This window comes from Paenibacillus terrae, from assembly GCF_000943545.1.
In the GTDB taxonomy this organism is placed as follows: Bacteria; Bacillota; Bacilli; order Paenibacillales; family Paenibacillaceae; genus Paenibacillus; species Paenibacillus terrae_A.
In genome coordinates this window covers 100,026-123,206 of the sequence record NZ_JTHP01000005.1, presented here as the reverse complement: position 1 = coordinate 123,206, position 23,181 = coordinate 100,026, and the positions used below count along the sequence as shown (strand labels likewise).

Annotated in this window: 20 protein-coding genes and 1 pseudogene; 19 read left to right on the top strand and 2 right to left on the bottom strand. The window is 43.0% G+C overall.

Features of this window, described 5'->3' with window-relative positions:
• The first annotated feature begins 428 nt into the window (after nucleotides 1–428).
• A complete protein-coding gene (locus QD47_RS29980) occupies nucleotides 429–893 on the top strand; it encodes an NUDIX domain-containing protein (RefSeq protein WP_052646717.1) in 465 nt (154 codons plus the stop codon).
• Between the two features lie 338 nt (nucleotides 894–1,231).
• Here QD47_RS29980 and QD47_RS04700 read toward each other — a convergent pair whose 3' ends face one another.
• Complete coding sequence (locus QD47_RS04700) at nucleotides 1,232–1,432, bottom strand: recombinase family protein (RefSeq protein WP_044645025.1); 201 nt, start codon at nucleotides 1,430–1,432, stop codon at nucleotides 1,232–1,234.
• A 1,132-nt stretch (nucleotides 1,433–2,564) separates the two neighbouring features.
• Here QD47_RS04700 and QD47_RS33680 point away from each other — a divergent pair.
• The 11 genes and pseudogenes from QD47_RS33680 to QD47_RS04645 all read left to right on the top strand — a co-directional run.
• Entirely contained in the window at nucleotides 2,565–2,693 is a 129-nt protein-coding gene (locus tag QD47_RS33680) for a hypothetical protein (RefSeq protein ID WP_268794224.1), read from the top strand.
• A 254-nt stretch (nucleotides 2,694–2,947) separates the two neighbouring features.
• Nucleotides 2,948–3,928, top strand: coding sequence for a ParA family protein (locus tag QD47_RS04690; RefSeq protein ID WP_044645023.1), 981 nt, complete (start codon nucleotides 2,948–2,950; stop codon nucleotides 3,926–3,928).
• A gap of 9 nt (nucleotides 3,929–3,937) precedes the next feature.
• On the top strand, nucleotides 3,938–4,387 hold the full coding sequence (locus QD47_RS04685) for a hypothetical protein (RefSeq protein WP_044645022.1): 450 nt from the start codon (nucleotides 3,938–3,940) through the stop codon (nucleotides 4,385–4,387).
• 723 nt (nucleotides 4,388–5,110) lie between these two features.
• Nucleotides 5,111–5,785 (top strand): hypothetical protein, encoded by a 675-nt coding sequence (locus tag QD47_RS04680; protein WP_044645021.1) that lies wholly within the window; start codon nucleotides 5,111–5,113, stop codon nucleotides 5,783–5,785.
• Entirely contained in the window at nucleotides 5,782–7,197 is a 1,416-nt protein-coding gene (locus tag QD47_RS04675; protein WP_044645020.1) for a phage baseplate assembly protein V, read from the top strand. The genes QD47_RS04680 and QD47_RS04675 overlap by 4 nt, the downstream gene beginning before the upstream one ends.
• Nucleotides 7,198–7,273: 76 nt before the next feature.
• Entirely contained in the window at nucleotides 7,274–8,569 is a 1,296-nt protein-coding gene (locus tag QD47_RS04670) for a pentapeptide repeat-containing protein (protein WP_044645019.1), read from the top strand.
• 14 nt (nucleotides 8,570–8,583) lie between these two features.
• Nucleotides 8,584–9,105, top strand: a complete 522-nt coding sequence (locus tag QD47_RS04665) for a hypothetical protein (protein ID WP_044645067.1) — start codon at nucleotides 8,584–8,586, stop codon at nucleotides 9,103–9,105.
• A 1-nt stretch (nucleotide 9,106) separates the two neighbouring features.
• Complete coding sequence (locus QD47_RS04660; protein WP_044645018.1) at nucleotides 9,107–9,523, top strand: DUF4280 domain-containing protein; 417 nt, start codon at nucleotides 9,107–9,109, stop codon at nucleotides 9,521–9,523.
• A 75-nt stretch (nucleotides 9,524–9,598) separates the two neighbouring features.
• The gene (locus QD47_RS04655) at nucleotides 9,599–12,526 is read left to right on the top strand and encodes a polymorphic toxin type 43 domain-containing protein (RefSeq protein ID WP_082067103.1); all 2,928 of its coding nucleotides are present in this window, start codon (nucleotides 9,599–9,601) and stop codon (nucleotides 12,524–12,526) included.
• 3 nt (nucleotides 12,527–12,529) lie between these two features.
• The gene (locus tag QD47_RS04650; RefSeq protein ID WP_044645017.1) at nucleotides 12,530–13,042 is read left to right on the top strand and encodes a hypothetical protein; all 513 of its coding nucleotides are present in this window, start codon (nucleotides 12,530–12,532) and stop codon (nucleotides 13,040–13,042) included.
• Nucleotides 13,043–13,107: 65 nt separating this feature from the next.
• Nucleotides 13,108–13,392: pseudogene (locus tag QD47_RS04645) on the top strand (DoxX family protein); the annotation flags it as partial.
• A gap of 91 nt (nucleotides 13,393–13,483) precedes the next feature.
• On the opposite strand, the gene QD47_RS04640 reads toward QD47_RS04645, so the two are convergent.
• Nucleotides 13,484–14,710 carry an MFS transporter gene (locus QD47_RS04640; RefSeq protein ID WP_044645016.1) on the bottom strand — a complete coding sequence of 409 codons (1,227 nt, stop codon included), beginning with the start codon at nucleotides 14,708–14,710 and terminating at the stop codon, nucleotides 13,484–13,486.
• Between the two features lie 231 nt (nucleotides 14,711–14,941).
• On the opposite strand from QD47_RS04640, the gene QD47_RS04635 reads away from it, so the two are divergent.
• The 7 genes from QD47_RS04635 to QD47_RS04605 all read left to right on the top strand — a co-directional run bounded on the left by QD47_RS04635 (nucleotide 14,942) and on the right by QD47_RS04605 (nucleotide 23,138).
• The gene (locus QD47_RS04635) at nucleotides 14,942–15,520 is read left to right on the top strand and encodes a TetR/AcrR family transcriptional regulator (protein ID WP_044645015.1); all 579 of its coding nucleotides are present in this window, start codon (nucleotides 14,942–14,944) and stop codon (nucleotides 15,518–15,520) included.
• A 358-nt stretch (nucleotides 15,521–15,878) separates the two neighbouring features.
• Entirely contained in the window at nucleotides 15,879–16,601 is a 723-nt protein-coding gene (locus QD47_RS04630) for a GntR family transcriptional regulator (RefSeq protein WP_044645014.1), read from the top strand.
• A 291-nt stretch (nucleotides 16,602–16,892) separates the two neighbouring features.
• On the top strand, nucleotides 16,893–19,277 hold the full coding sequence (locus tag QD47_RS04625) for a phosphoketolase family protein (protein WP_044645013.1): 2,385 nt from the start codon (nucleotides 16,893–16,895) through the stop codon (nucleotides 19,275–19,277).
• 349 nt (nucleotides 19,278–19,626) lie between these two features.
• A complete protein-coding gene (locus QD47_RS04620; protein ID WP_044645064.1) occupies nucleotides 19,627–20,283 on the top strand; it encodes a PspA/IM30 family protein in 657 nt (218 codons plus the stop codon).
• Nucleotides 20,284–20,309: 26 nt separating this feature from the next.
• Nucleotides 20,310–21,341, top strand: coding sequence for a TFIIB-type zinc ribbon-containing protein (locus QD47_RS04615; protein ID WP_044645012.1), 1,032 nt, complete (start codon nucleotides 20,310–20,312; stop codon nucleotides 21,339–21,341).
• A complete protein-coding gene (locus QD47_RS04610) occupies nucleotides 21,341–22,132 on the top strand; it encodes a TPM domain-containing protein (protein ID WP_044645011.1) in 792 nt (263 codons plus the stop codon). The genes QD47_RS04615 and QD47_RS04610 overlap by 1 nt, the downstream gene beginning before the upstream one ends.
• A 19-nt stretch (nucleotides 22,133–22,151) precedes the next feature.
• Nucleotides 22,152–23,138 carry an SPFH domain-containing protein gene (locus QD47_RS04605; protein ID WP_044645010.1) on the top strand — a complete coding sequence of 329 codons (987 nt, stop codon included), beginning with the start codon at nucleotides 22,152–22,154 and terminating at the stop codon, nucleotides 23,136–23,138.
• Nucleotides 23,139–23,181: the final 43 nt, after the last annotated feature.

Below are 23,181 nucleotides of genomic sequence, written 5' to 3'. Positions count from 1 at the left end.
GAATTCCATGATATTAGATATAGTGATTGGAATTGATAGTGAGTTCAGCTATAGGACATTATCGAGATATTACTGAAATATTTAATGTCAGAAAAATAGAAAGAAACCCAGTAAAGAATAGCTGGATTTCTGGAAGGATGGTATTCCTTATTATATGCTATAATAACTCAGTTAAAATAACTTTATAAAATGAAGGATTGTCGATTGTTGAGTAAGCTGAATGTAGAGCGACTTTTAACAAAGCCCGTACGTGTAAATTGGACTGCTTTAGCTGATCCACAAGCTTTATCATATGAGGTTCAATTAAATGGACAGTTTTATAAAAGGTTGAATTCAGACCAAACTTCTTGTGTTATTGGTGATTTAATTGTCGGATTTCAGAATAAAATTACATCTACGGTCAGTACTCGGAAGGTGAGAAACGTTTATTGCCTGGAGCTGAAGAATTTATTTGGGCTTTTCAGACACCTGATGGGTTACCGGTAGATATTTGTGTTTTTACGGTAATTCCTATGTTTGAGCACAAAAAACGCCCACATATGCCGACTTTCAAGCCGTATATTTTGCTGATTCGTCGGAAGGAAGAAACTTATGAGGGAAGATGGGCATTACCGGGGGGATTTTCTAAGGTAGATGAAACTTTAGATGCAGCGGCAGAAAGGGAGTTAAAAGAGGAAACTGGTATTGTCAAGGACTTTAAACTCGATCAGCTAAAGACATTCTACTACGAAGGTAGAGATCCAAGGGGATGGATACCATCTGTTGCATATTTTGCATTAGTAAGACCGGAGGTTTTTGTAACTGTTCAAAACGGGACTGATGTGTTTAGGGAAGTAGTATTTAAGGATCTAGAAGCGAGTAAAGATGCTATGGAAGCAAAACTTTTACCTTAGATGAAGCACTTGAATTGGGATTAGCATTTGATCATGAGGATATTCTCCGTTGCGCTATTAAACGTATGCATACTGAATTATTAACAACGACAATAGCGAGGCATTTTTTAAATAAAGAGGGCTTTACTCTTCGAGAATTACACCAACTATTAAAGGACGTTGTGCCTGACTTTAAGCTGGATGAAACAAATTTTTCTAAGAAGCTTCTTACTACCAAAGGTAGGGAAGGTCTTTTACAGGTTCTTAATACGAAAGAACAGAGATATGCTGGACAAAACTCAATTATATCAATTCAGACAAGAGAGAGTCGAGACTACTCTATCCATTTACAGCTCCTTCTAGTAAAAACAACGTTTAAATAACTTTGTTATATTGACGTAGTTAAAAATAATTAGTATCGCTTCATCTACATATTCATCGACAACAGTCCATCCACGTTCATCCGCATATCGTTGTAGTTCTTCCCTTTGAGCAGGGATGGATAATTCACGTTCTGCTTGTTGCTCCGATGAGACTCGAAGGTAGATTACAATGTTCATTCTGTTTTTCCCCTTCTATTCAGTAGATTGTTTTCTAAAAGCCCAAAAAGCCTGATCCGCATTGAATCAGGCGAAGCAATGAAGTAATACTGTTGCGAATTGTCATTCGGGCATGGTGGCCTATAAGATATACATTAAACTTTAATTTTCGATTTATATGCTACGTATAGCTTAGAGTCCTCATACTCTGCTAGGTCGTAGATATGGTATAGCGGCTCCCATGCTTAGTAGTGTGTTGTGCATTAGACCCTCTGTGTTCACACTATGATGTTTGCTGTACTACAAGGGGGTTAGACTACAACTGTCAATCCAAGGCCCCACACCTCAGATATCTCATTTATTTCGGGTTAACAAACGAGTTAGTTTAAATATTTTGTTTTTGTAACCAATGCAAGAAAATTCCTATTTCTAAAATAACCGTCCGGGCGGCAAAGAACAATTATAATCAAAACAGCGGAGAGATTGCCCAAACAATCTCTCCGCTGTTTTTCGTGTCGCATAGTATTCTGGAGCACTTTTGCAGCCTACCCTCCATTGTGTGAATTGTAAGTGCTGACAAGAAAATTAACCGATTTCTTGCTATTCTTGTTGCTGTAGTAAAGTTGATATAAATCTCCACGAAGCCAGCCTCTTCTTCTACCCGAAGCATACTCTTATCACTAGTACTAAAACCATTAATATCTGGCCCATAGGTTAGCAACAACTGCACCATGTCAGTAAACCCTGATTCGACTGAAATTCTTAGCGGTGAACTTGCAGGCGTTCCACTCTCAGGATTGGCTCCTAGATCAAGTAAACGCCTGACCACTCGACTTCCAGAAACGAAAATTGAAAGCGGTGTTTCTCCTCTGAAGAAGTAAACCGGGTCAGCTCCGTACTGAACTATTTTTGTATGAGAAGCATATCGCAAGTGGGTTGTAGTTCAAACTGAGTGCGAAACAGCCGATAATTCTTTTGACAGTGAGTTCACGTTATGGGAATATAGGTTTATCACATTCCAATATCTTGAAAGGGTTCTTGAAGTTGTCGGCTGAACTTCGTATCAGTATCCAAGGACGGCGATAGTGATTAAAGCGATACATACTTTTCATATTTTGAAAATGAACCATGGGGAGCAGCAGGGAGCAAAAATTTGGATGGAAAGACGCTTCGAGTATCTGGATTTGATATTGAATGGGAAAAGGTTGAACTCAATACGGAACAGATTGTAGCTGAGAATATTAGAGTTGTAGATCAGATTGTTGAAAGTACATTGATGTAGTCCAAGGATGTACCCGAAAGTGTTACAAAGGCGTATTTGGATTTAGTGGTTTTGCATCAATGAGCCTATGGAGGAGAGCTTCTGGTAGGTCAGATCATGTTTGGGACTGGTGAATTGTTGTGGCAGGCGTCTGTACTAAGATGCAATACTTTCTAAATTGAGTCTTTCCATGTAAGCTGTCATTTTACTATCCGTCTATTGAATTTGAACAGTGTAGTAATGTTGTCATTATTTTATCACTTGGGGGAGTAAAAATGTCTAAAAAGATTTTTTTCGGGAATTATAAGGGCGGAGTAGCAAAAACAACAACTGTTTTTGAAGTCGGGGCATTGATGGCTCGAGATCACGGAAAAAAAGTACTTCTTATTGATCTAGATCCTCAGTGTTCATTAAGTAAAATATGTTCCAATACAAGCAATGTAGTTTTGAATAAATTGAACATTGAAGAGACTTTAAATTTTGCTTTAGAGCTGTATAGTGAGTATATTAATGACTCGGCTAGACTGGATTTCTTAGCGGATAAAGTAGAAACAGATTATAATGTTGTTAGTGGATTTATTAAAAATATCAGTAAGTACTCAACCAATGGCGGAAAACTTAGCTATATCCCTACTGCATTAGATATGAAGAACAGCAGACTAAATGATATATCAGATAGATTATCTGAAAAACCAACCAATATTTTAATTATTGCAAAAATTTTGATTGATATTATTAAGAATAACGAGTATGATTATATTTTATTTGACTGCCCTCCAACAAGCAATATTCTTATTCAAAGTGTGTTTTTAGCCAGCGACTACTACCTAATTCCGACAGTTGGAGATGAAATAAGTAGTGATGGTGTAGCAGATTACATCACAGAAATTGAAAGTACTTATCTAAAATATGCGTATGATAATAGTATCGGTGGACTCTTATTAAAGAAATATTTCGGTGAAAAGCCTGAGTTAATAGGCGTATTGGAAACACTTTACAAAGAAAGACGGCCTTCTACTGCTAATCTCAATGTATTAGAGCGGTTGGACAAATCTATCACAAGTATTGGAGTTACCTCTAAAATTACGGGTACGGATTATGTTGCTACTAATCGGAACCACATTTTTAGTACCTATATAAGACATCTCGATAACAGATCGAACCCGAGTAATTATGGTATCCCAATTACATTGAGTAATGGAGATGTTCATAATGAATATAGGGAGGTTGTCAGTGCAATCATTAATCTAGTTTAAGGAGGAAATATGGTGGGCTCGAAAAAAAATGAAGTCGTTCAAGCCTTATTTTCAGTGTATAAAGACATGTACGATGCCAAGAGCTTGTTTAATAAATCATATTTTAAATATACTCCAAATCAGATATTTAAAGAGTTAAAAGATGAGCTTACAGATACCTTTGTGGACAGTTCAAAGGATATCGAGGTATCAAAATCGGTTGTTATCAGAGATGAAATACTTTCTCTAAAAAATGAGATGGATGTATTGAATTTTATGAAGAATAATTTTATTTATGATAACAATGCTATTGATGCAAGAGAAACTCTTTTAAAGAGTTTCTCTACGGAGGAACTGAAGCATATGTATAATATGCTATATTCTTCGCCTCTTCGTTCAAAAGTTAGAAAAAGTGATGTGCTTACAGCTATTGAAAAGTACTTTGACTCCATGGATCGTATTAGATCAATGAAGCCATAAGAGCTTACTCGGGTGACATCAAATCTGTCACTACACCCGTAGAAGCTTATGTGTCGTTATCTTCGGACAGGGGTTCGACTCCCCTCGCCTCCATCTAAAAAACCCGCTCACTGAGCGGTTTTTTGCTTTTATGGAGTTAGATTGTAGACCAAATGTAGACATGAAATTATTAAGGGTCAAATTGTACTTGGACTTGTAGACATTATGTCTACAAGCTCGGCTTATAAATTTTATGCACTGCATACAACTGAATGGTATTGATTTTTCATTTGCATAAGTTAAATTTGAAGGGTAATAGAGCAGGTAGAAAGAATGCTTGGCAAGCAGGTTGACATGGAATTTGCTCCATTTCTATAGAAAAATAGCGACGGTACCGACGTTGGCGTAGAATGACGCTTTCGTCGGTACCGTCGTTTTTTAAGGTTCAAAGGGGTGATTATTTGCCCTTAAAAAGGGAAGGAACATCTGGTGTGTGCTCTACATGATAATTTCTTTTTTTGGCTAAGACGGATTTAGTTTGATCGGTAGTCCGTTCCTATTCATTCTCTTTTCCATTTAATTTCAGAAATATACATTGAAAATAACGCTTGGGATGGTTCTTTCTGTAAACATAATCTCTATTCTGGCCGATACATACATAAGATGGGCTATTGTTAAATATCCCCTCTCACTTTCGTATTTTGAAGTAAACTCTCATCTTTTGAAGTAGAAGGGACTACCTCTATGAACTATATGGACGAGCATATCCTAAGTCTCAAAAATAAGATTAACCACGATGTAGCATCTAATAACGAAAATATGAACCTATCTCAACCTGCTGTATCCGATCAGGACAACTCCGCTGCTGAACAAAACAGGATGCTGCGGATGGGTGATGAGCTGATCCCATTGGAATGGAAAACGATTTCGGATGGACAAATGGGGGTTAGCATCCCCAAATCTTTTAGCCTGATGCCACTGGAGCAAGTCCGATTTAAATATCCTTCGGAACATCGTCCGCAGATCATTTATACCTCTTTGGACGGCACGGTGAACATCACCTTTAATCCGACAGAATCGGCTTTGGAGGTGGACGAGCTTCCCGAGTTTGTAGAACAAATGGCGGATGTTTTGCGGTCTGTACAACCGATACGTAACTGGATCGGTACGGAAATGATTGTGAATCGTTCCGGGTTGTCCATCGGGCTGGTTCGTTTTGTGGCAGCAGGTGTAGATTTTAATCTGTACAACGAAATGCTGCTGTTTATCCATGAGGGACAGGTGACGATGGGTACGTTTAACTGTATAGAATCGGACATGGAAGCGTGGTTGCCTGTGGCAGAAAATACAGTGCAATCGCTCCATATTGTTCCGTTTCCTTCGAATTCCACATTTGAGAAAGGGGTGGCTTTCCTATGAGCCTCGGTTACGATCAAATTCAAATCTATCCATACGTCATGGTCGATCTGGAGCAGCTTACCCTTACGAAAAAAATCAATGAGCACACCCGGCTTTATTTTACAGGAATCATCCCCGAGGATATGCAGGACAGCTATGTGGAAACGACGGAAAAGAACACCGTCATCCAAGTGAGCCAGCGGGATGAATCGGGCGAAAGCAAGCCGCTGTTCAGCGGGATTGCCCTATCGGTCGAAGTGAAGGTCGTGCGGGACGTGTACTATCTGGAGGTGGAGGCGATTTCCCATACCTACCGGATGGATATCCAGCAGCGTACCCGTTCTTTTCAATATACGAAAATGACCATTCCTCAAATGCTGGAGCAGATCGGCAAGGACTACGAAGGGCTGGATGTGATTGATGGAGCGACAGGTGGAGAGCAAATCGGAAGGCTGGCCATCCAGTATCAGGAGACCGACTGGGCGTTCTTGAGACGTATGGCCTCCCGGTATCATACGAGCCTGATGCCTGTGGCTCGTTTTGACAGTCCAAAATTTTATTTTGGCATCGAGGATAGCCCGGCACAGGTCGTGCTGGATCATACCCGCTATACCGTGCGCAAGCAGATGCTGCCTTTCCGTTATTTTCAGGAAAATGAGCAGGCGAAAGTGACGGAAAATGACTTTATTTTCTATGAGGTAGAAACGGACGAGGTACTGGATTTGGGAGCTCAGATGACCTTTCAGGGACACAGCTTGTACGTCATTGAGGCGTATACCGAAATGAGGCAAGGGCTGCTGCGACATCAATATGTGCTTGCCTCGTACAAAGGCTTGCGGCAAAAAAGCTACTACCAGGAAAAGCTGGCGGGAGCCTCGTTAAGCGGTGTGGTTGTGGACGTGCGTCAGGATCAGGTGCGCATCCATCTGGATTGCGATGAGAAGCAGGATATAGATAAGGCGCATTGGTTCAACTATTCGACGGTGTATAGTGGCGGAGGGCATACAGGCTGGTACGTCATGCCGGAAAAAGGAGACCCCGTATCGCTCTATTTTCCAGGCAGTCGTGAAGAAGATGGGATTGCGGGGAGTGCGGTCCGACGTGCAGGCAGAGGGAGCGGACACAACAAGTTCTCCAATCCGCAGATGAAAATATGGCGAACGCCTCATGGCAAGGAGATTCGTTTGGGGCCGGATGAGCTAGTTGTGACGGGCAAGGACGGCGCTATTTTTATCAAGCTGGACGATAAGGAAGGCATTCATATCGTAAGCAGCAAGCAGGTAAGTATCTCGGCGGGTGGCAACTTGAGTCTATCTGCTGGTAAAACGATGAGTCTGTCCGCAAGCAGTGAGCTGCGTATGGATTGCAACGGCAGTTATATTCAATTGAGCGGATCAGCGGACATGAAGGGCAGTGAAGTGAAGTCGAATTAGGCTGTGGTGTGGCGGCTGAATGGCGGCAACATGATGATATGAACTATGAAGAGTTTTAGGTGGTGGATGAAAGCAGATGGAGAAGTCCATAGATGAGCTGGACACGCAGCAACAACAAGCCATTTTGAACCAGGCGTGGTTTCTGATCCGCAGAGACTGGGCGCTGAAGTTCAAGGCGACGCAAGAACTGCGGATTCAAGCCTGTGTAGAGGAGTTTCGGGGATATTGCCGGGGTATTCGGCAAGAGCAGCTTCAAGGAAGAAAAGGAAAGATCGGTTATATCACGTACTCCATGCTACGTACCACATGGTTGGAGGAGCGGCCTACCTATCTGGTGGAGGCAGCGAACGCTTTATGGGTACTTGATCCTGAACCAATCCGATTTGAATGGGATACAAGTTGGACATATTCCTATTGGACCGATTTGCAGCAAAAATTGCGAAGGGAGGTAGAGAAGCAGCATGTTTCTCTACCGGAGCTTGAATGGGAGCAGGTCATGCTGGAGGCAGCGGTACATATTCATGTGCTCGTTGTGAATATGATGCGTTTGGCGATAAAAAAGGCCGTGTGCTTACCGGAGTTTCAAGAGCTGGAGCGGGAAGAGACGTTCGAGATACGTGTGGGGGAATATATGGACCAAAGTGTATCGGTGTATCGAGAAGATCGCAGAGTCATGGAGGCGAACGAAATCCGGTCGTGGCTGGAGGAACAAGAAGAGCATGCCTACAGCTATCAGGCGTTGGAGGAAATCCAGCTTTCGGACGGAGATTATAGTCAGTTGGATTTCCGCTATACGGCTTTTCGCCAAATCGAGATGGAACATAGTCGCTTGCATGGTTGTGTCTTGGTTGGAACGATATGGGAGGAAAGTCAACTCGATGGAATCGACTTAACGTACAGCTTGCTTCATGGAGCTGATTTTAGCGGTTGTTCCATGAGAGGGGCGATATTGGATGTCGTTATGGGTAACACCGGATATGGATCAGATGCTTCTTTAGATTGGGAGCCATTGGGTTTTGCTGGCGTAGATTTCACAGGGGCGAACTTGCAGGGGACCCGATTTCAAGATGCACAGTTGCGAGGAGCCGTATTTCAAGAGGCGTCACTACAAAGGGCGTTCTTGAACGGGGCGGATCTAACGGATGCCTGCTTTGCTGGAGCAGATGTGTCAGGTGCATCCTTTAAAGGAGCTTGTTTGATCGGAGCTGATTTTACGGACGCCAATGTACAAGGAGTCATTTTTACCGATGCACAGCGTAGAGGAGCCATTGGATTGGAATGGGCAACTCTTGAGACTTCCCTTTCATACGGAGAGGAGTCTGCGTCTGCACAGGTGAGGGGTGCCGTTAGTAAAAGGGAGTGGCTGCATTGAGATATTTTCGACTGATGGTAGACGAGCGGGTAAAACATCGGGTAGAACCTGCTGCGCTGTCTCCCTTGCAAGTAGAAGACATCCTGACAGGGACCCAGGGACAAAAACAGCAGGATGATCCTCTTTTTCTGGCTGTACATACCGATTCACGAACGGTGTACCCGGACTTTTTGGAATTTCCTCTGCCGCTGGTGTCGGATCGTCTGAAAGCATTATTGGAGAAATATATGCCGGGACTGGAATGGAAAGCGGCCATCCTTACCGATTTCCAGCAGGCCAGACAGGACGTGTACTGGGTGCTTCATCCGCCGATGGTGGACTGTTTGTCCGCACAAACGGAATGGTACCCCAACGATATGTTGAAGCGTTTGATACTGAGACAGGGGGAGATGGAATCTTCTGTTTTTCGGATTGAGGGAATGATCGAACCTCATATCTATATCCATTTGGCTGTGGCAGAAAGCCTGCTGCGCCGATCTTTTACAGGCATTCGAGTGCAAAGAGTTGAGATGGAGGCACTAAGGAGGATGGGGTAAGGTGGAAGAAGCCCAAGTGAAACCGGGAACGGGTGCGAAAAAGAGCTATGTCGTGGCAGGAGCGATTTTAAGCTGTAGTTATGGCACGCAGCCTACCCGTTTAAAACGACCTTTCAGCCATGGGGTCTACGTGAAAAACAAAGCACAAATGAACATTGGAGATTATGTACCGGGTGTGAACATCCAGTCTTTTGGGAACTGCTCCAGTCCATTAAATCCGGCTGTGCAAGCCAGTGACATGGTGGACATCTATGGTGTGAAGAAAGCCCCGTGTGTTCCTGTCCTGACCATGCCGTGGCTGAACGGAAAAAGCGACATGAGGATTGAGGGCCAACCTGCCTTGACACAGAACTGTACCCATCAATGCCTGTATTGTGGTCATATCCGAATTGAAAATGACGGGCAGGAGCTGGATTAATGCCCGTTTCATGACTGCTATATTTCGGACACCACCTCACGGCTTTATGCTGTCGGAAAGGAGAAATGAACTCACTTGAGCGTATTGCAAAACGGAATCGGGTATGAAAGTCTGCGTTTCTACGGTTTTTTTCAGCCTCAACATATAGAAAAGCTTCAAATGACAAGAGCCATCAACGATCACGTATATTTGACGGTGAGCGGCATGCTGTCCGAAGAACAGGGAGCCGCGTGTATGGGGCAGAACATGGAGGAGGAGCCGATTGTTATCCGCCAATTGGATGAGCAGGGACAGTCGCTAAGACGATTGTTTCACGGTTTGGTTACACGCATGTCCGTACACTGCATACGGGGCGTATATACCTTTGAACTGGAGGCGGCTTCGCATTCGTATCAGATGGATATCAAGCTGAAAAAGCGGTCCTATCAGGATATTCACCGCACCTATGATGATCTGGTCACAACGATGGTTCGAAAATACCAGTATGGAGATGCCATTGATACCGTCACGAACTATGCTAAACTGGACACTTTTGTTTTACAATATGAGGAGACTGATTGGGCGTTTTTAAAGCGCCTCGCCTCCCGCTTTGGGTCGGTGCTGGTGCCGGAGGTGACCGCAGCTTCGCCCAAGGTTTTTTTCGGGATGCCGGAAGGCAAATCGTACAGGGTGGAACGGGATGTATTTTACCGGGTACGGAAAACGTTTCATGAGCTAGATGAAGGAAAACCGGGAGAACGAACAGGCTCATATGTGACTTATGTGATCGAAAGTTTGCTCTATGTGGCGCTAGGGGATCTCATTACGTTACCGATTGGATCAGGAAAAGAGTTGGTCGTCGTTCGGGCAGTGACACGGTTAGAGGATGGCTTGTTGCTCACTCGTTACGATCTCCAGGCCGAACAGGATACCCGCTATGCCCGTTATGAAAACGATAAGGTTACGGGCATTACACTTACGGGTAGTGTGTTAAAGGTACAGCAAGACTTTGTACAGCTCCAGTTGGATATCGACCCTAAACAAGACCCGGCTAAAGCGTGTTGGTTCCCGGTGGCGACTCGCTATGTAGCGGAAGAACACAGCGGCTGGTATGATATGCCGGAGATCGGGGAGCAGGTGGAGCTTTACTTGCCGACGAGTCGGGAACATGAAGCGTATGTGACGGATTCGGTGCGGCAACACCGCCACACGACGGGGCAGCCAGACGTCAAAGTATGGAGACATGCGCAAGGAAGTGGCGTGGACATGTCGGAGCAAGAGCTGACCCTGTCCACCTCGGGGGCATTTTCCATTACACTCCATGAAGGGAGTGGCATTACCGTCAGCAGTCCGGGAAATGTGCAGATTCAAGGCGGTCATGTGAAGCTGGATGCAGGTCAGGAGCTGTCACTTGAGGCGGGAAGTGCATTGTATCTAAAGGGCGGAGCCAGCAGTATGGTGCTGGATGGCGAAACGGATACCAAGGCTCCGGTGATTCATCAGGAGGGTACGGTGAAGGCTCCAGTGTTCGTCATGGATCTTCCTCCTGTGCCGGAACCCCCGCTGATGAACATCAAAGCGTATGAGGCGGCACAATCCGCAGCCGCGAAGGCTTCATCCAACAGCACAGCAAAGCCCCCGACCGCGAAGATCACGAGCCCGGCAGCTCAAAAAAAAGCTGATGCGTTGCTGGGTACGGTATCCAAGTTGTTAGGCTCCATTCCGGTGATCGGAAAAGTGGCGGGTGTTGTGATGGGAGCAGCACTAAGTGGACCTGTGGGAATGGCAGCGGGTGCGATTATGCTCGCAACCGCAGCGATTCCTGTTCGGAGCAAAGGAACGTCTACCTTGGGAATGTCTAAAAAAACGGGTGTACATCCGTTAAAACATTTGGCAGGTTTGGCACTTCAAGGATTGATTAGCCAGTACGAGCATGAGCAAGCGAAACAAGCCTATTATAGCAAGTGGATTCTAGGCAAAGTATATACGAGTGCGCGTCATGTGGCCCATTCCGGTGGTCCCCTAGAGCTCGTTCAAAACTTACTGAAAGAATCGAATGCTATGGTTCATGCCTATCAGCAAGTCCCGGAAGATGTGAGAAAACACTGGAAGGCCAATCACGACAGTTACATGAAAAAGGAAAAGGAGAAGGCAAAGGAGAAGGCAAAGGAGAAAGAAAAGGAGAAGGCAAAGGCAAAGGAGAGAGAAAAAGAGAAAGAGAAAGTTAAAGAATCCTACAATTTTAATGGGTATGGAAAACAAATTATATGGGGTACGACAATACTTAGTAAAGAAGGGGTTTCGGGTAAGGAAGCAGCCAAAGCTAGCATTGCCTATAAAGATGAACAAATCAAAATAAACAAAGGATTAGTTCACGAGGATATTAACCAAAAACAATTAGAAGCAGCTATAAAAGGCTATGATTATTTAACGGGAAAGAAGATAGACACATTACTAGCTATTTCTATTATCGGTAGTAGTTTAATTATTAACTTTCAGGGGATTAGAGGTGCGAATAGGAATCTAGGGATAACCCCTAAACCATTTAACATCTCAAAGGTTAAAAAACCGATAACGGGGAAGGTCACGCCTTCAAAACCAATTGAACCACCCAAAACTGAAGGAACGGGTAATGTTCCAACTTGGAAAGGTTCAGGACCGACCTCAGGTGTACTTGAGGTAAATTCCTCATCCCAATCCGTTAAAGCTATTAAAAATTATTATCCTAAACAAGGAGGAATTGAGTTTGTATTTGACCCTAAAACGAATACATTCGTTGTTGGTAAGCCTAAAGATACTACTTCCTTTAAAGGTTCACCACACCAAAAGTTAGCTCAAACAATAGATGCTGATGGAAAAACTGTCGTTGGTGGGACTTTTAGTAGAGGGCCAAATGGAGAAATCTATACCACTGAGAATAGCGGTCACTATGGTCAGAATTGGACTCCTGAGGTGAGAAAGCAATTTGATGAGGTAATGAAGAGTTATGGATTACCAGTAAAACATGAAGTTTGGGGTGATTAATCTATGAATATTAACTTGAAAACTTTTATTGAAAGCAAGATTCCATTTGAAGAATTTACTTCTACTCGTCTTATTGATTCTGAAGAATCTCTAAGGTGGATTCCAATTATATCATACGGGGAACATCAGACAATCATTGGTTTATCGAGGGATGCTAAATGGGTAATTAAGGAGAAGGAAGGTTTAAGAATACTGGATGAGACATGGAAATTTCTTCGTTTATTAGTGTTATTAGAGCAGCCAAGAAAAAAACTTGTCGAATCACTAGAGGAGGCTTTGGGTAACTACGAAATAATTGTTAATGTAGATGAAATTTTTCCTTTCGTAGAAATTGTTAAAATTGGTTTTGAACAAAAATCAGATTATTGGGTGGAATTAGCTTTAAATTGGTTTGCAGAATTGCCACTAATAAAACAAAAACTGTTATTAGAATCTTTAATCGATATTGTTAATGCTCGATGGGCGTCTCAAATGCTACGCCATAGAGCAAAAAAAATATTAAGGAACATTCAATAAATATAGAGTTTCACAGTAGATTAAAATCTTGATGGGTTCCATGCCTTTCAAGGTTTTTTTTGGAGGGGGAGATGGAATCGGTCGGAATTAAACCGGGAGTATTCATGGCCGTGTCCGCTGGGTTGATGGAATTGCTGGGAGGAGTCCTATTTGCTTTGGGACTACTCACTCCATTGGCTGCATTGTTCATTACGCTGACTATGCTTGGGGCGATTTTCAAAGTACATGGCCAAAACGGAATTTGGGCAACAGCTAATGGCTATGAATATCCGCTAGTTCTGATTGCAGTCGTAGTCGGTATCGCATTGACAGGGGCAGGCTCATATTCCATCGATGCAATACTTAAATAAAAGATTATGAACCTTTAGAACACAGCATCCCCTATTCGTCGTGTGTATCTCTAACTACTTAGACGAATAGGGGTAATTTTTTGTTGTATGGTTATTCCGCCGAAGGTTTCTTTTGTACGTCTCCACTCGTTTCTTTCTCAGTGAAAAAGTAAAGCAAAGCTAGCAACGGCAGCGCGACTCCAATGAGAGCACTGAAATTCCAACCTCCTTGCGCATAAGACCAACCGCCTAACGATGATCCAATGGCACCGCCTACGAAAAAAATAGACATGAAGAGTCCGTTTAGACGCCCCCTTGCTTCACTTCCCAAGGAGTAAATCACACGCTGCCCAAGTACAAGATTTCCCGATACGGCCATATCCAGTGTAATCGCTGAAACAAAGAGCAGTATAAGAGCAACTGTCGAATGGTTTTGAAAAAGATAGATTAGCAAAAAAGACAAGGCGGCAATGATCATGGCTAGCCCGGTTAAGAATTTGCTCCAGCCTTTATCAGCCAATCTTCCGGCTATCGGAGCTGCTACTGCTCCACCCACGCCTACTAAAGCAAACAATGCAATACCTTGCTGGGACATTCCGAAATCATCCGCTAATCGCAGAGGAACGACAGTCCAAAATAGGCTGAAGGCTCCAAATAGACAGGCTTGATATAGGGCACGGCGGCGCAATACGGGTGTTTGTTTTAAAAGAGTGCCCAGAGAGAAAATTAATTTGCCGTAAGATACCGTAGGCGCAGGCTTGCGTTCAGGAAGAGCTCGCGAGAGCAGAATCGTCAACAGCGTTACGACAATCGCTGACAAAATAAATATGGCTTGCCATCCCCAGATGCTGGTTATAAAGCTTGCCACTGGTCGTGCGAACATAATTCCTAGCAACAGTCCACTCATTACATTCCCGACAACGCGGCCGCGCTGCTCTTCAGATGCTAAGTACGTGGCATATGGCACCAGTATTTGGGCTACCCCCGATCCAATTCCAATGAACAGAGATGCGGTCAGGAACAACGGCGCATTGGGGGCGAATGCGGCTGCGAGCAATGCACCGACTGTAATGATTAGGGATACGACCATGAGGCGTCGATTTTCAATAATGTCACTGAGCGGTACGATAAACAGTAATCCCACAACATAACCGACTTGAGTTAATGTGACAATGAAGCCCGCTGCTGTGGAAGAAAGGCCCATAGCAATATGGATAGGTCCTACAAGGGTCTGAGCATAATAAAGATTGGCAACGATCAGGCCGCATGCGGCTGCCAACAGAAACATCATCCCATTTGAAATACGGTTACTTCCTATTGCTTGTTGTTCTCTTTGCATGATAATCCTCCTTATGATTGTTTAGTGATTGTGCAACAACACTCCTTAATTCAATGCTACCGGAAAATAAATACTGAACGTATAGTTCATTAATTCGATAATCAAATAATATACTGAACGTTTGGTTTTGTAAATAGGTAAATTCGTTTTATTTTTACTTGATATTTGATATACTGAACGTACAGTTTATTTTTTGTGTTTACTTACATCTAAGAGGAAGGGGGGGTTCCAGTGCAGAGTAAACGAGGACGTCCGCGTAATGTCGAGACGCAAAAGTCTATCCTTACGGCTTCCTATGATCTACTGTTGGAGCATGGCTTTGGAGCGGTTACGGTAGAAAAAATTGCTGAACGAGCTAAAGTTAGCAAAGCGACCATTTATAAATGGTGGCCTAACAAGGCTGCCGTGGTGATGGATGGTTTTCTGTCAGCTTCCATAGCAAGATTGCCCGTACCCGACACGGGTTCTGTATTAGATGATATTCTCATTCATGCTACGAATTTAGTTCGGTTCTTGACAAGTCGGGAGGGTAAAATCATTACGGAGTTAATAGGTGAAGGGCAGCTTGATTCAGGATTATCGGAGGCATACCGGACGCGGTATTTCCATCCTCGGCGGCTCGAGGCCAGGCTTCTTATGGAGCGGGGGATTAAGCGTGGGGAATTGAAGAAAAATCTCGATATTGAATTAAGTATAGATCTCATTTACGGACCGATTTTTTATCGATTGCTGGTAACTGGTGATCCATTAGACGATTCCTATGTGCAGCAATTAGTCATGAATGCGTTCGAAGGAATTCGCTTGGACTGAATCAAGACTAGAGAAACAAAGAGGATGTTCCAATCAAGTGCCCTTCTAAATGTTCAGGTAGAAAAGTGACGGTATCGACTTTGGCGCAGGGAGACGCTTTCGTCGGTGTCGTCGCTCTTTGGGGTTGAAAGGGGATGACTATCTGCCCTTAAAGAGAGAAAGGATCATACTCTGCATGAACATGATGCATTGCAGTGGTATGATGTATGTGCAATCATGGTATTATGCATAGAGATGTATAGTAAAAGCAAGCTATCAGATGAAGGCTCACTCTACATACGTAAACAAACATGAGATGGAAAGAACAAGTTATGGTAAACTATATGAAGTTATAGAAGACCTGAAAGAGGAGTACGATATGACACAATTTGTCTATAAGCAAATTATTGACGATCTTAAGATGAAAATCTTTGCTGGAAAGTTTGCAGATATGAGATTGCCAGATGAACGCAGTCTTAGTGAGACTTACCAGGTTAGTCGTAGTTCAATTAAACGTGCTCTGACTAAAATGGAGAATGTCGGAATTATTTTCAAGAAGCGCGGTTCCGGAACATTTATTAATCCATTATACATAAGAAATGAATCTATCTTTAACTACGAAGGCTCTAATCTAGGGGTCACTGATAATTTTCAAATGCATGGTAAAAAGCCTAAAATCAAAGTATTGAGTTTTGAGGTCATTCCACCAACAGAAGAATTACAGCGAGATTTGTTCTTGGAAACCCATGATTTTGTTTACAAAATTGTTCGCTTACGTTTGTTTGATGATGATCCTTTTATGATTGAAACGGGCTATATCCCTATTAAAATTGTCCAAAATTTAAATCAGACGATTATCGAGGGGTCGATTTTCAATTATTTGGAAGACTCGCGGAATCTAGCCGTCACCAAATCTTTTTTATCCATTTTTGCAGAGCCGTCCCAAGCAGACGATCAAGAACTACTGCATTTGAAGGAAAATGAGCCCGTAGGCATCATGGAAGGTGTTTTCTTTTTGGATAATGGCACGCCATTTGAATTTTCTCATATGCGATTCCATTACAAATATTTGAAATTCAACACCTTCGTATCGGTTCATTAACGATGAGACTGGAAAAATTTCCAGTCTTTTTTTTATGCTTTTGAAAAAAATATCTGATCATACTATGGATAGAATTGTAATAAAAAATGTGGTTTAAATTTCTATTTATTTTAATGTAAGAGCTTTTTTACTGTCTTTTTAATTATATTTCATACTATGTTCAAAATTTCACAAAATTGGACCGTATCATTTGTTGAAAAGGTTGAATTTAATCGATGCAGCGTTATGATGTACATGTCGATGAAATTTCCGGAATAAATTACAAACAAAATTGTTTAGGGAGTGGACATCATGTCATTATCACCAGTAATAGTAGATTACTCATCTAAAGCATATTTGGAAAAACTTGATGCATATTGGCGTGCAACGAACTACATTTCGGTAGGCCAACTTTATTTAAAAGATAATCCTTTGCTAAGAGAACCATTAAAAGATTCGGACGTAAAGATTAAGCCTATTGGACACTGGGGTACCATTCCTGGCCAAAACTTTATTTATGCACATCTAAATCGTGTTATTAATAAATATGATTTGAGCATGCTTTACATTGAAGGCCCTGGTCACGGCGGCCAGGTTATGGTTTCAAATTCATATCTCGATGGAAGCTACACTGAAATCTATCCGCAAATTACACAAGATATCCTGGGTATGAAAAAATTATTCAAACAATTCTCGTTCCCTGGCGGTATTGCTTCACATGCCGCTCCTGAAACACCTGGATCTATCCATGAGGGTGGAGAATTAGGTTACTCCCTTTCTCATGGGGTGGGTGCCATTTTAGATCATCCCGATTTGATTTCGGCTGTTGTTATTGGTGATGGAGAAGCTGAAACCGGACCATTAGCTGCTTCGTGGTTCTCTAACAGATTTATCAACCCCATTACTGACGGTGCAGTGCTGCCAATCTTACACTTGAATGGCTTCAAGATTAGTAACCCAACGATTATGTCTCGTCAATCGAAAGAAGAAATAACCTCATATTTCAAAGGCTTGGGTTGGGAACCATTTTTTGTTGAAGGTGAAAATCCTGATCAAATGCATCCAGAAATGGCGAAAGTATTGGATACCGTCATCGAAAAAATTGAAGCTATTCAAAAGAATGCGCGTGAAAACAATGACCTTACTCGCCCAGCATGGCCGATGCTTGTCTTCCGTACACCTAAGGGCTGGACGGGTCCAAAAGAATGGGATAACGTACCTAATGAAAATTCATTCCGTGCCCATCAAGTTCCAATTCCTGTTGACCAAAAAAATATGCAGCACGCACCTGCACTATTAGAATGGCTGAATAGCTATAGACCAGAAGAATTGTTCGACGAAAATGGCCGTTTAAAACCTGAGATTGCTGAAATTCTACCTACAGGCGATAAACGAATGGGGATGAACCCTGTTACGAATGCGGGTAACCTCATTAAAGACTTGCACTTACCAGATTTCCGTAACTATGCGCTGGATAATTCCGTGCCTGGTAAAGTCATTGCACAGGATATGTCGGTTTTAGGGAAATACGTTAAAGATGTGGTTCTTTTAAATGAAGAAAATCGTAATTTCAGAATCTTCGGACCTGATGAAACGATGTCTAACCGCTTAGCTCCTGTTTTTGAAGTAACCAAACGTCAATGGATGGACCAAATTATTGAACCTAATGATGAATTTTTAGCATCGTATGGTCGTGTTATTGATTCCCAATTATCCGAACATCAAGCAGAGGGCTTGCTGGAAGGTTACGTTTTAACGGGTCGTCATGGTTTCTTTGCAAGTTATGAAGCCTTCCTGCGTGTTGTTGACTCGATGATTACTCAACACTTCAAGTGGTTACGTAAAGCAACGGATCAAGGATGGCGTGCAGATATCCCATCATTGAATGTCGTAGCAACTTCAACGGTGTTCCAGCAGGATCATAATGGGTATACACACCAAGACCCAGGCCTGTTAGGTCACTTGGCTGATAAAAAACCAGAATTTATTCGTGAGTATCTGCCAGCTGATGCCAACTCCTTACTGGCTGTCTTTGATACCATTTTAAACGACCGTCAAAAGATCAACTTGGTTGTTTCGTCTAAGCACCCACGTCCACAATGGTTTACAGCTGATGAAGCAAAAGAGTTGGTAGATAAAGGATTGAAGATCATTGACTGGGCAAGTACAGATCAAGGTGGAGAACCTGATCTTGTCATTGCTTCTGCCGGTACAGAACCAACGATTGAAAGTTTAGCTGCGATCTCCATTTTGCATGATAAATTGCCTGAGCTGAAGATTCGATTCATCAACGTGGTAGATTTATTGAGATTGAGAAGTCAAAAAATAGATCCTCGTGGATTATCTGACGCAGAGTTTGATCATTATTTCACAAAGGAAAAGCCAGTTGTTTTCGCTTTCCATGGCTATGAAGGTCTAATCAAAGATCTGTTCTTTGATCGTCACAATCATAACTTGTATGTGCATGGTTACCGTGAAAATGGTGATATTACGACACCATTTGATATGCGTGTATTGAATCAAATGGACCGTTTTGACTTAGTGAAGGAAGCTGTTCTAAACTTACCTGACGCCGGGAAGTACACAAGCATTGTGGTTGAAATGGATGCTATGGTTAAGAAGCATAATCAATACATTCGTGAAGAAGGCATCGACTTACCAGAAGTAGAAAACTGGGTATGGAAAAGCTTGAGATAAAAAATAAAGTCCACTTCAACACTATACAGGACAAGCAAGCATGAAGTGGAATATATGATTAGTTACTGCGGTGCAAGTGCCTGCCCCCCGTGTCTTAAAGTATGATTTCACGGGGATCAGGCACTTTTTTTGATTTGGTTAGCTGTACTTTTGCCTATGCAGCGGCGAGGTGTTATCTTATATGAAAATAGTAAAGGAGGCTGTTCATATGAACCGGAAAATTACGGAAAGGGTATTGAATGATGGCGTTAAAGTGCCTGTCATTGGATTTGGAAAGGGAAATGAACCCTTTTTTCCGAATTTGATGTATTATATGGTAGGAATGCAGTCTTTTCGAAGGGAGACCATGATGGGGATTCTGTCGAGATTTAGGGATATTATGAAAATGAATGTTAACGCCTTATTAGACAAGGTGGAAGATCCGGAGAAGACAATTGACGATTACATGCGGAACCTGAACATCGACCTGGGCAGAGTGAAAGCGGAAACCGCTTCGGTGTTGGCGGATGAGCGAAGAGCGAAAAGAGCTTTGGATGAATGCAGAGCCGAGATCAAAAAGCTTCAGAATTATGCTATGAAGGCAGTGGAGGCTGGCAATGATGAGGACGCTCGAAAGTTTCTGGAGAGAAAGGTAACGCAGGTGGAGAAACGGGGACAATTCGAAACCGCTTATGACTTGGCTTCATCAAACGCCGAAAATATGAAACAAATGCAGAATAAACTGGTGTCCGATATGGACCAATTGGAAGCACGGCGCATCAAGCTAAAAGGGAAAATGGCGGTTGCCAAAGTACAGCAATCATTGAACGCCATGGGCGGCCAGGATTCCGTATTCGAAGCTATGGAAGAGAAGGTTAACAGGGCATATGATGAAGCAATGGCTATAGCCGAGCTTAGAGCAGGGACGCAGGACGATCTGGATGATTTATTCGTACAATATGAGAAAAGCACGAATGCAGAAGATGAATTGGCTGCGATCAAAGAAAAATTGAAAGATCAGAAATAACAGTTCTTTATGATAGAGGTGAGCAGATGCCGGTTATCGAATATAAATGCCCAAACTGCGGCAGTGGCATGGTCTTTGACAGTGAAACAGGAATGTTATCCTGTCACAGTTGCGGAAGAAAGGACAATATCGAGTATTTTCCAGATCCTCTGACGAATCATGTTTTTATAGAAGACGAGGCTCAGGAGTACCATTGTACCAGCTGCGGAGCAGTTATTATGACCGAAGTAGAGACAAGTGCGACGGTTTGCAGCTTTTGCGGTTCAGCGGTTGTTCTTGGCGATCGACTGACAGGGGAGCTGGCTCCCGCGCAGGTCATTCCTTTTTCGATCAGTAAGGAAGAAGCAATGCAAGCTTTCCGAAAATGGTGCAAGAATGGTCGTCTGACGCCGAACCGGTTCATGACAGCAGATCGAATCAAGGGAATCACCGGGATGTATGTGCCTTTCTGGTTATATGAATTACATAATAAAATTGAGGTTCAGGGTCAGGGCAAAAAAGTGAGAACCTACACGAGCGGGGACTACGAGTATACGGAAACACAGCATTTTGATGTATACCGGAAAATCCGTCTGAATTATGTGAAGGTTCCGATTGATGCCGCGGAGAAAATGAACGACGAGCTGATGGATAAATTAGAGCCTTTTCCTTACGATCAGCTAAAAAGCTTTAAAACTCCGTATCTCGCCGGCTACATTGCGGAGAAATACAGTTATAACGACGAGGAGCTTTTCCCGCGAGTGAAAGAAAAAGTGAAGGAATATATTGATGCTTATATTCAGTCTGCGGTGTCAGAGTACACGGCCGTGAACTACACGGAAAAGCAAATTGATACTACATTAAAACAAGCAGATTATGTCCTGCTCCCGGTATGGGTAATACACTATGACTACAATAGATTGGAGCATACGTTTGCCATGAACGGTCAGACGGGCAAGGTAGTCGGCAAGCCTCCGATTAGCAAGGCCAAAGTGACTGCCTGGTTTGCAGGCATTTTCGGTGTCTCTTTCCTTTCATTGAAGCTAATCACTTGGGTGATCATGGGGGGGATGTTTTAATGAAAAGGGTTGGACTGATCCTGGCAATCTTATTTTTCTTCGCTGCTTTTCTAGCCGTTCCCGTGGAAATAAAGGCCGAAGCGGCTACAACGGAATGGAAGTCATTGATTTATGATGAAGCGGGTCTGCTTAATCAGACAGAGTATGATGAGCTGAACACGATGGCTAATCAATACGGGTCCGAAAGAGAAACGGACATTATTATTTTTACCTCCAACAATCCTGACAATATGGATGTTATGAAAATGACGCAGGACTTTTATGATGATCATGGGCCTGGATATGACAGGTCTCATGGAAATGCGGTTATTTTAACGCTGGACATGCGAAATAGAGAGATTTATTTGGCCGGATTTTACAAAGCAGAGCGGTATCTGGATAACGACAGACTGGATAAAATACGTGACGAGATTAGCCCATACCTGACGAGCGGTAACTATGAGCCTGCATTCCAAAAATATATTTTAAGTGCGCACAGGTATTTGGGAATCCGACCAGGGGTGAACCCGGACAGTATATTTTATAGTATTGCGTTTCAATTGGTGGTTTCACTGGTATTGGCGGGGATTATCGTGGGTAAGATGGTTTCCAATTCTGGCGGCCGCGTTACGGTCAATAGGCAGACCTACGAGGATGCAAGCACTTCAGGGATTTTGGCTCATCGGGATCAATACCTCCACACAACAACAACGAAACGGAAGATCGAAAAGAGTAGCAGTAGCAGCGGTTCAGGCGGAGGCGGAACCACCAGTGGCGGTCATTCGCATAGCGGCAGCAGAGGTTCATTTTAACTGAGGGGATGGGAACAGAATGTCGTTCTTTAGAAACCAATTTGCGAACGTGGTAGAGTGGGAAGAATTTAGAGATGATATGATTTTTTGGAAATGGAGCAATCGGGAGATTAAAAAAGGAAGCAAGTTAATGATCCGCTCCGGTCAAGATGCGATTTTCGTAAATAACGGCAAGATCGAAGGGATTTTCGAGAATGAAGGATCTTACAATATAGATTCTGAGATTATCCCGTTTCTGTCCACGCTAAAAGGGTTTAAATTCGGCTTTAACAGTGGTATGAGGGTGGAAGTTTTATTCGTCAATACGAAGGAGTTTACCGTCAAATGGGGGACGCAAAATCCGGTTTTGATCCCGACTCCCCAGCTTCCGGGCGGTATGCCTATTCGTGCGAATGGCACGTTTAATTTTAAAGTGGACGATTATGTTACGCTCATAGATAAGGTTGCTGGGATGAAAGACAGTTATCTGGTGGAGGATGTTAAAATCCGGATTACTTCTGTGCTGGATCAGTTGTTAATGAAGTGGATCAGCAGAGAAGGGAAGGACATGTTTAATTTGCAAGCGAATGCTTCCGATATTTCCAAAGGCATTCAAGAAGATCTGGATATGCAAGTGATGGACAACGGGATGACGATTACAGGCTTTCACGTGATGAGCTTCAATTATCCTCAAGAAATTCAGGATATGATTACGAAGACGGCTTCTCATGAAATGATCGGTAATTTGCAAAAGTATCAACAGGTCACAATGACGGACGGTATTGCATCTGGCAACGTAAAAGGCGGCGGCGCTGCTTCGGACATGGCGAGTATGATGATGGGGATGAATATAGCAAATGAAATGATGAAAAATTTGAATCCCAACCAAAATCCTCCGGCCGAGCCTCAACCTGAACCTGCTGCTCCTGCTCCTTCTGGAGACCATAAAAAGCCCAATTTCTGTCCTAACTGCGGCGTGAAAAACGAAGGAGCTAACTTCTGTCCGAATTGTGGTCAGAAACTCTGAACGTGTAACCCATGAGGTCGGTTTATTTACGAGCTGAAAATAA

Coding starts and splice junctions, on each gene's coding strand:
- QD47_RS04620 (WP_044645064.1), top strand. CDS start 19,627: ATGGGGATTCTGTCGAGATTTAGGGATATTATGAAAATGAATGTTAAC.
- QD47_RS04625 (WP_044645013.1), top strand. CDS start 16,893: ATGTCATTATCACCAGTAATAGTAGATTACTCATCTAAAGCATATTTG.
- QD47_RS04605 (WP_044645010.1), top strand. CDS start 22,152: ATGTCGTTCTTTAGAAACCAATTTGCGAACGTGGTAGAGTGGGAAGAA.
- QD47_RS04630 (WP_044645014.1), top strand. CDS start 15,879: ATGACACAATTTGTCTATAAGCAAATTATTGACGATCTTAAGATGAAA.
- QD47_RS04640 (WP_044645016.1), bottom strand. CDS start 14,710: ATGCAAAGAGAACAACAAGCAATAGGAAGTAACCGTATTTCAAATGGG.
- QD47_RS04700 (WP_044645025.1), bottom strand. CDS start 1,432: ATGAACATTGTAATCTACCTTCGAGTCTCATCGGAGCAACAAGCAGAA.
- QD47_RS04680 (WP_044645021.1), top strand. CDS start 5,111: ATGAACTATATGGACGAGCATATCCTAAGTCTCAAAAATAAGATTAAC.
- QD47_RS04670 (WP_044645019.1), top strand. CDS start 7,274: ATGGAGAAGTCCATAGATGAGCTGGACACGCAGCAACAACAAGCCATT.
- QD47_RS04650 (WP_044645017.1), top strand. CDS start 12,530: ATGAATATTAACTTGAAAACTTTTATTGAAAGCAAGATTCCATTTGAA.
- QD47_RS04675 (WP_044645020.1), top strand. CDS start 5,782: ATGAGCCTCGGTTACGATCAAATTCAAATCTATCCATACGTCATGGTC.
- QD47_RS04610 (WP_044645011.1), top strand. CDS start 21,341: ATGAAAAGGGTTGGACTGATCCTGGCAATCTTATTTTTCTTCGCTGCT.
- QD47_RS04690 (WP_044645023.1), top strand. CDS start 2,948: ATGTCTAAAAAGATTTTTTTCGGGAATTATAAGGGCGGAGTAGCAAAA.
- QD47_RS04615 (WP_044645012.1), top strand. CDS start 20,310: ATGCCGGTTATCGAATATAAATGCCCAAACTGCGGCAGTGGCATGGTC.
- QD47_RS04665 (WP_044645067.1), top strand. CDS start 8,584: ATGGTAGACGAGCGGGTAAAACATCGGGTAGAACCTGCTGCGCTGTCT.
- QD47_RS04685 (WP_044645022.1), top strand. CDS start 3,938: ATGGTGGGCTCGAAAAAAAATGAAGTCGTTCAAGCCTTATTTTCAGTG.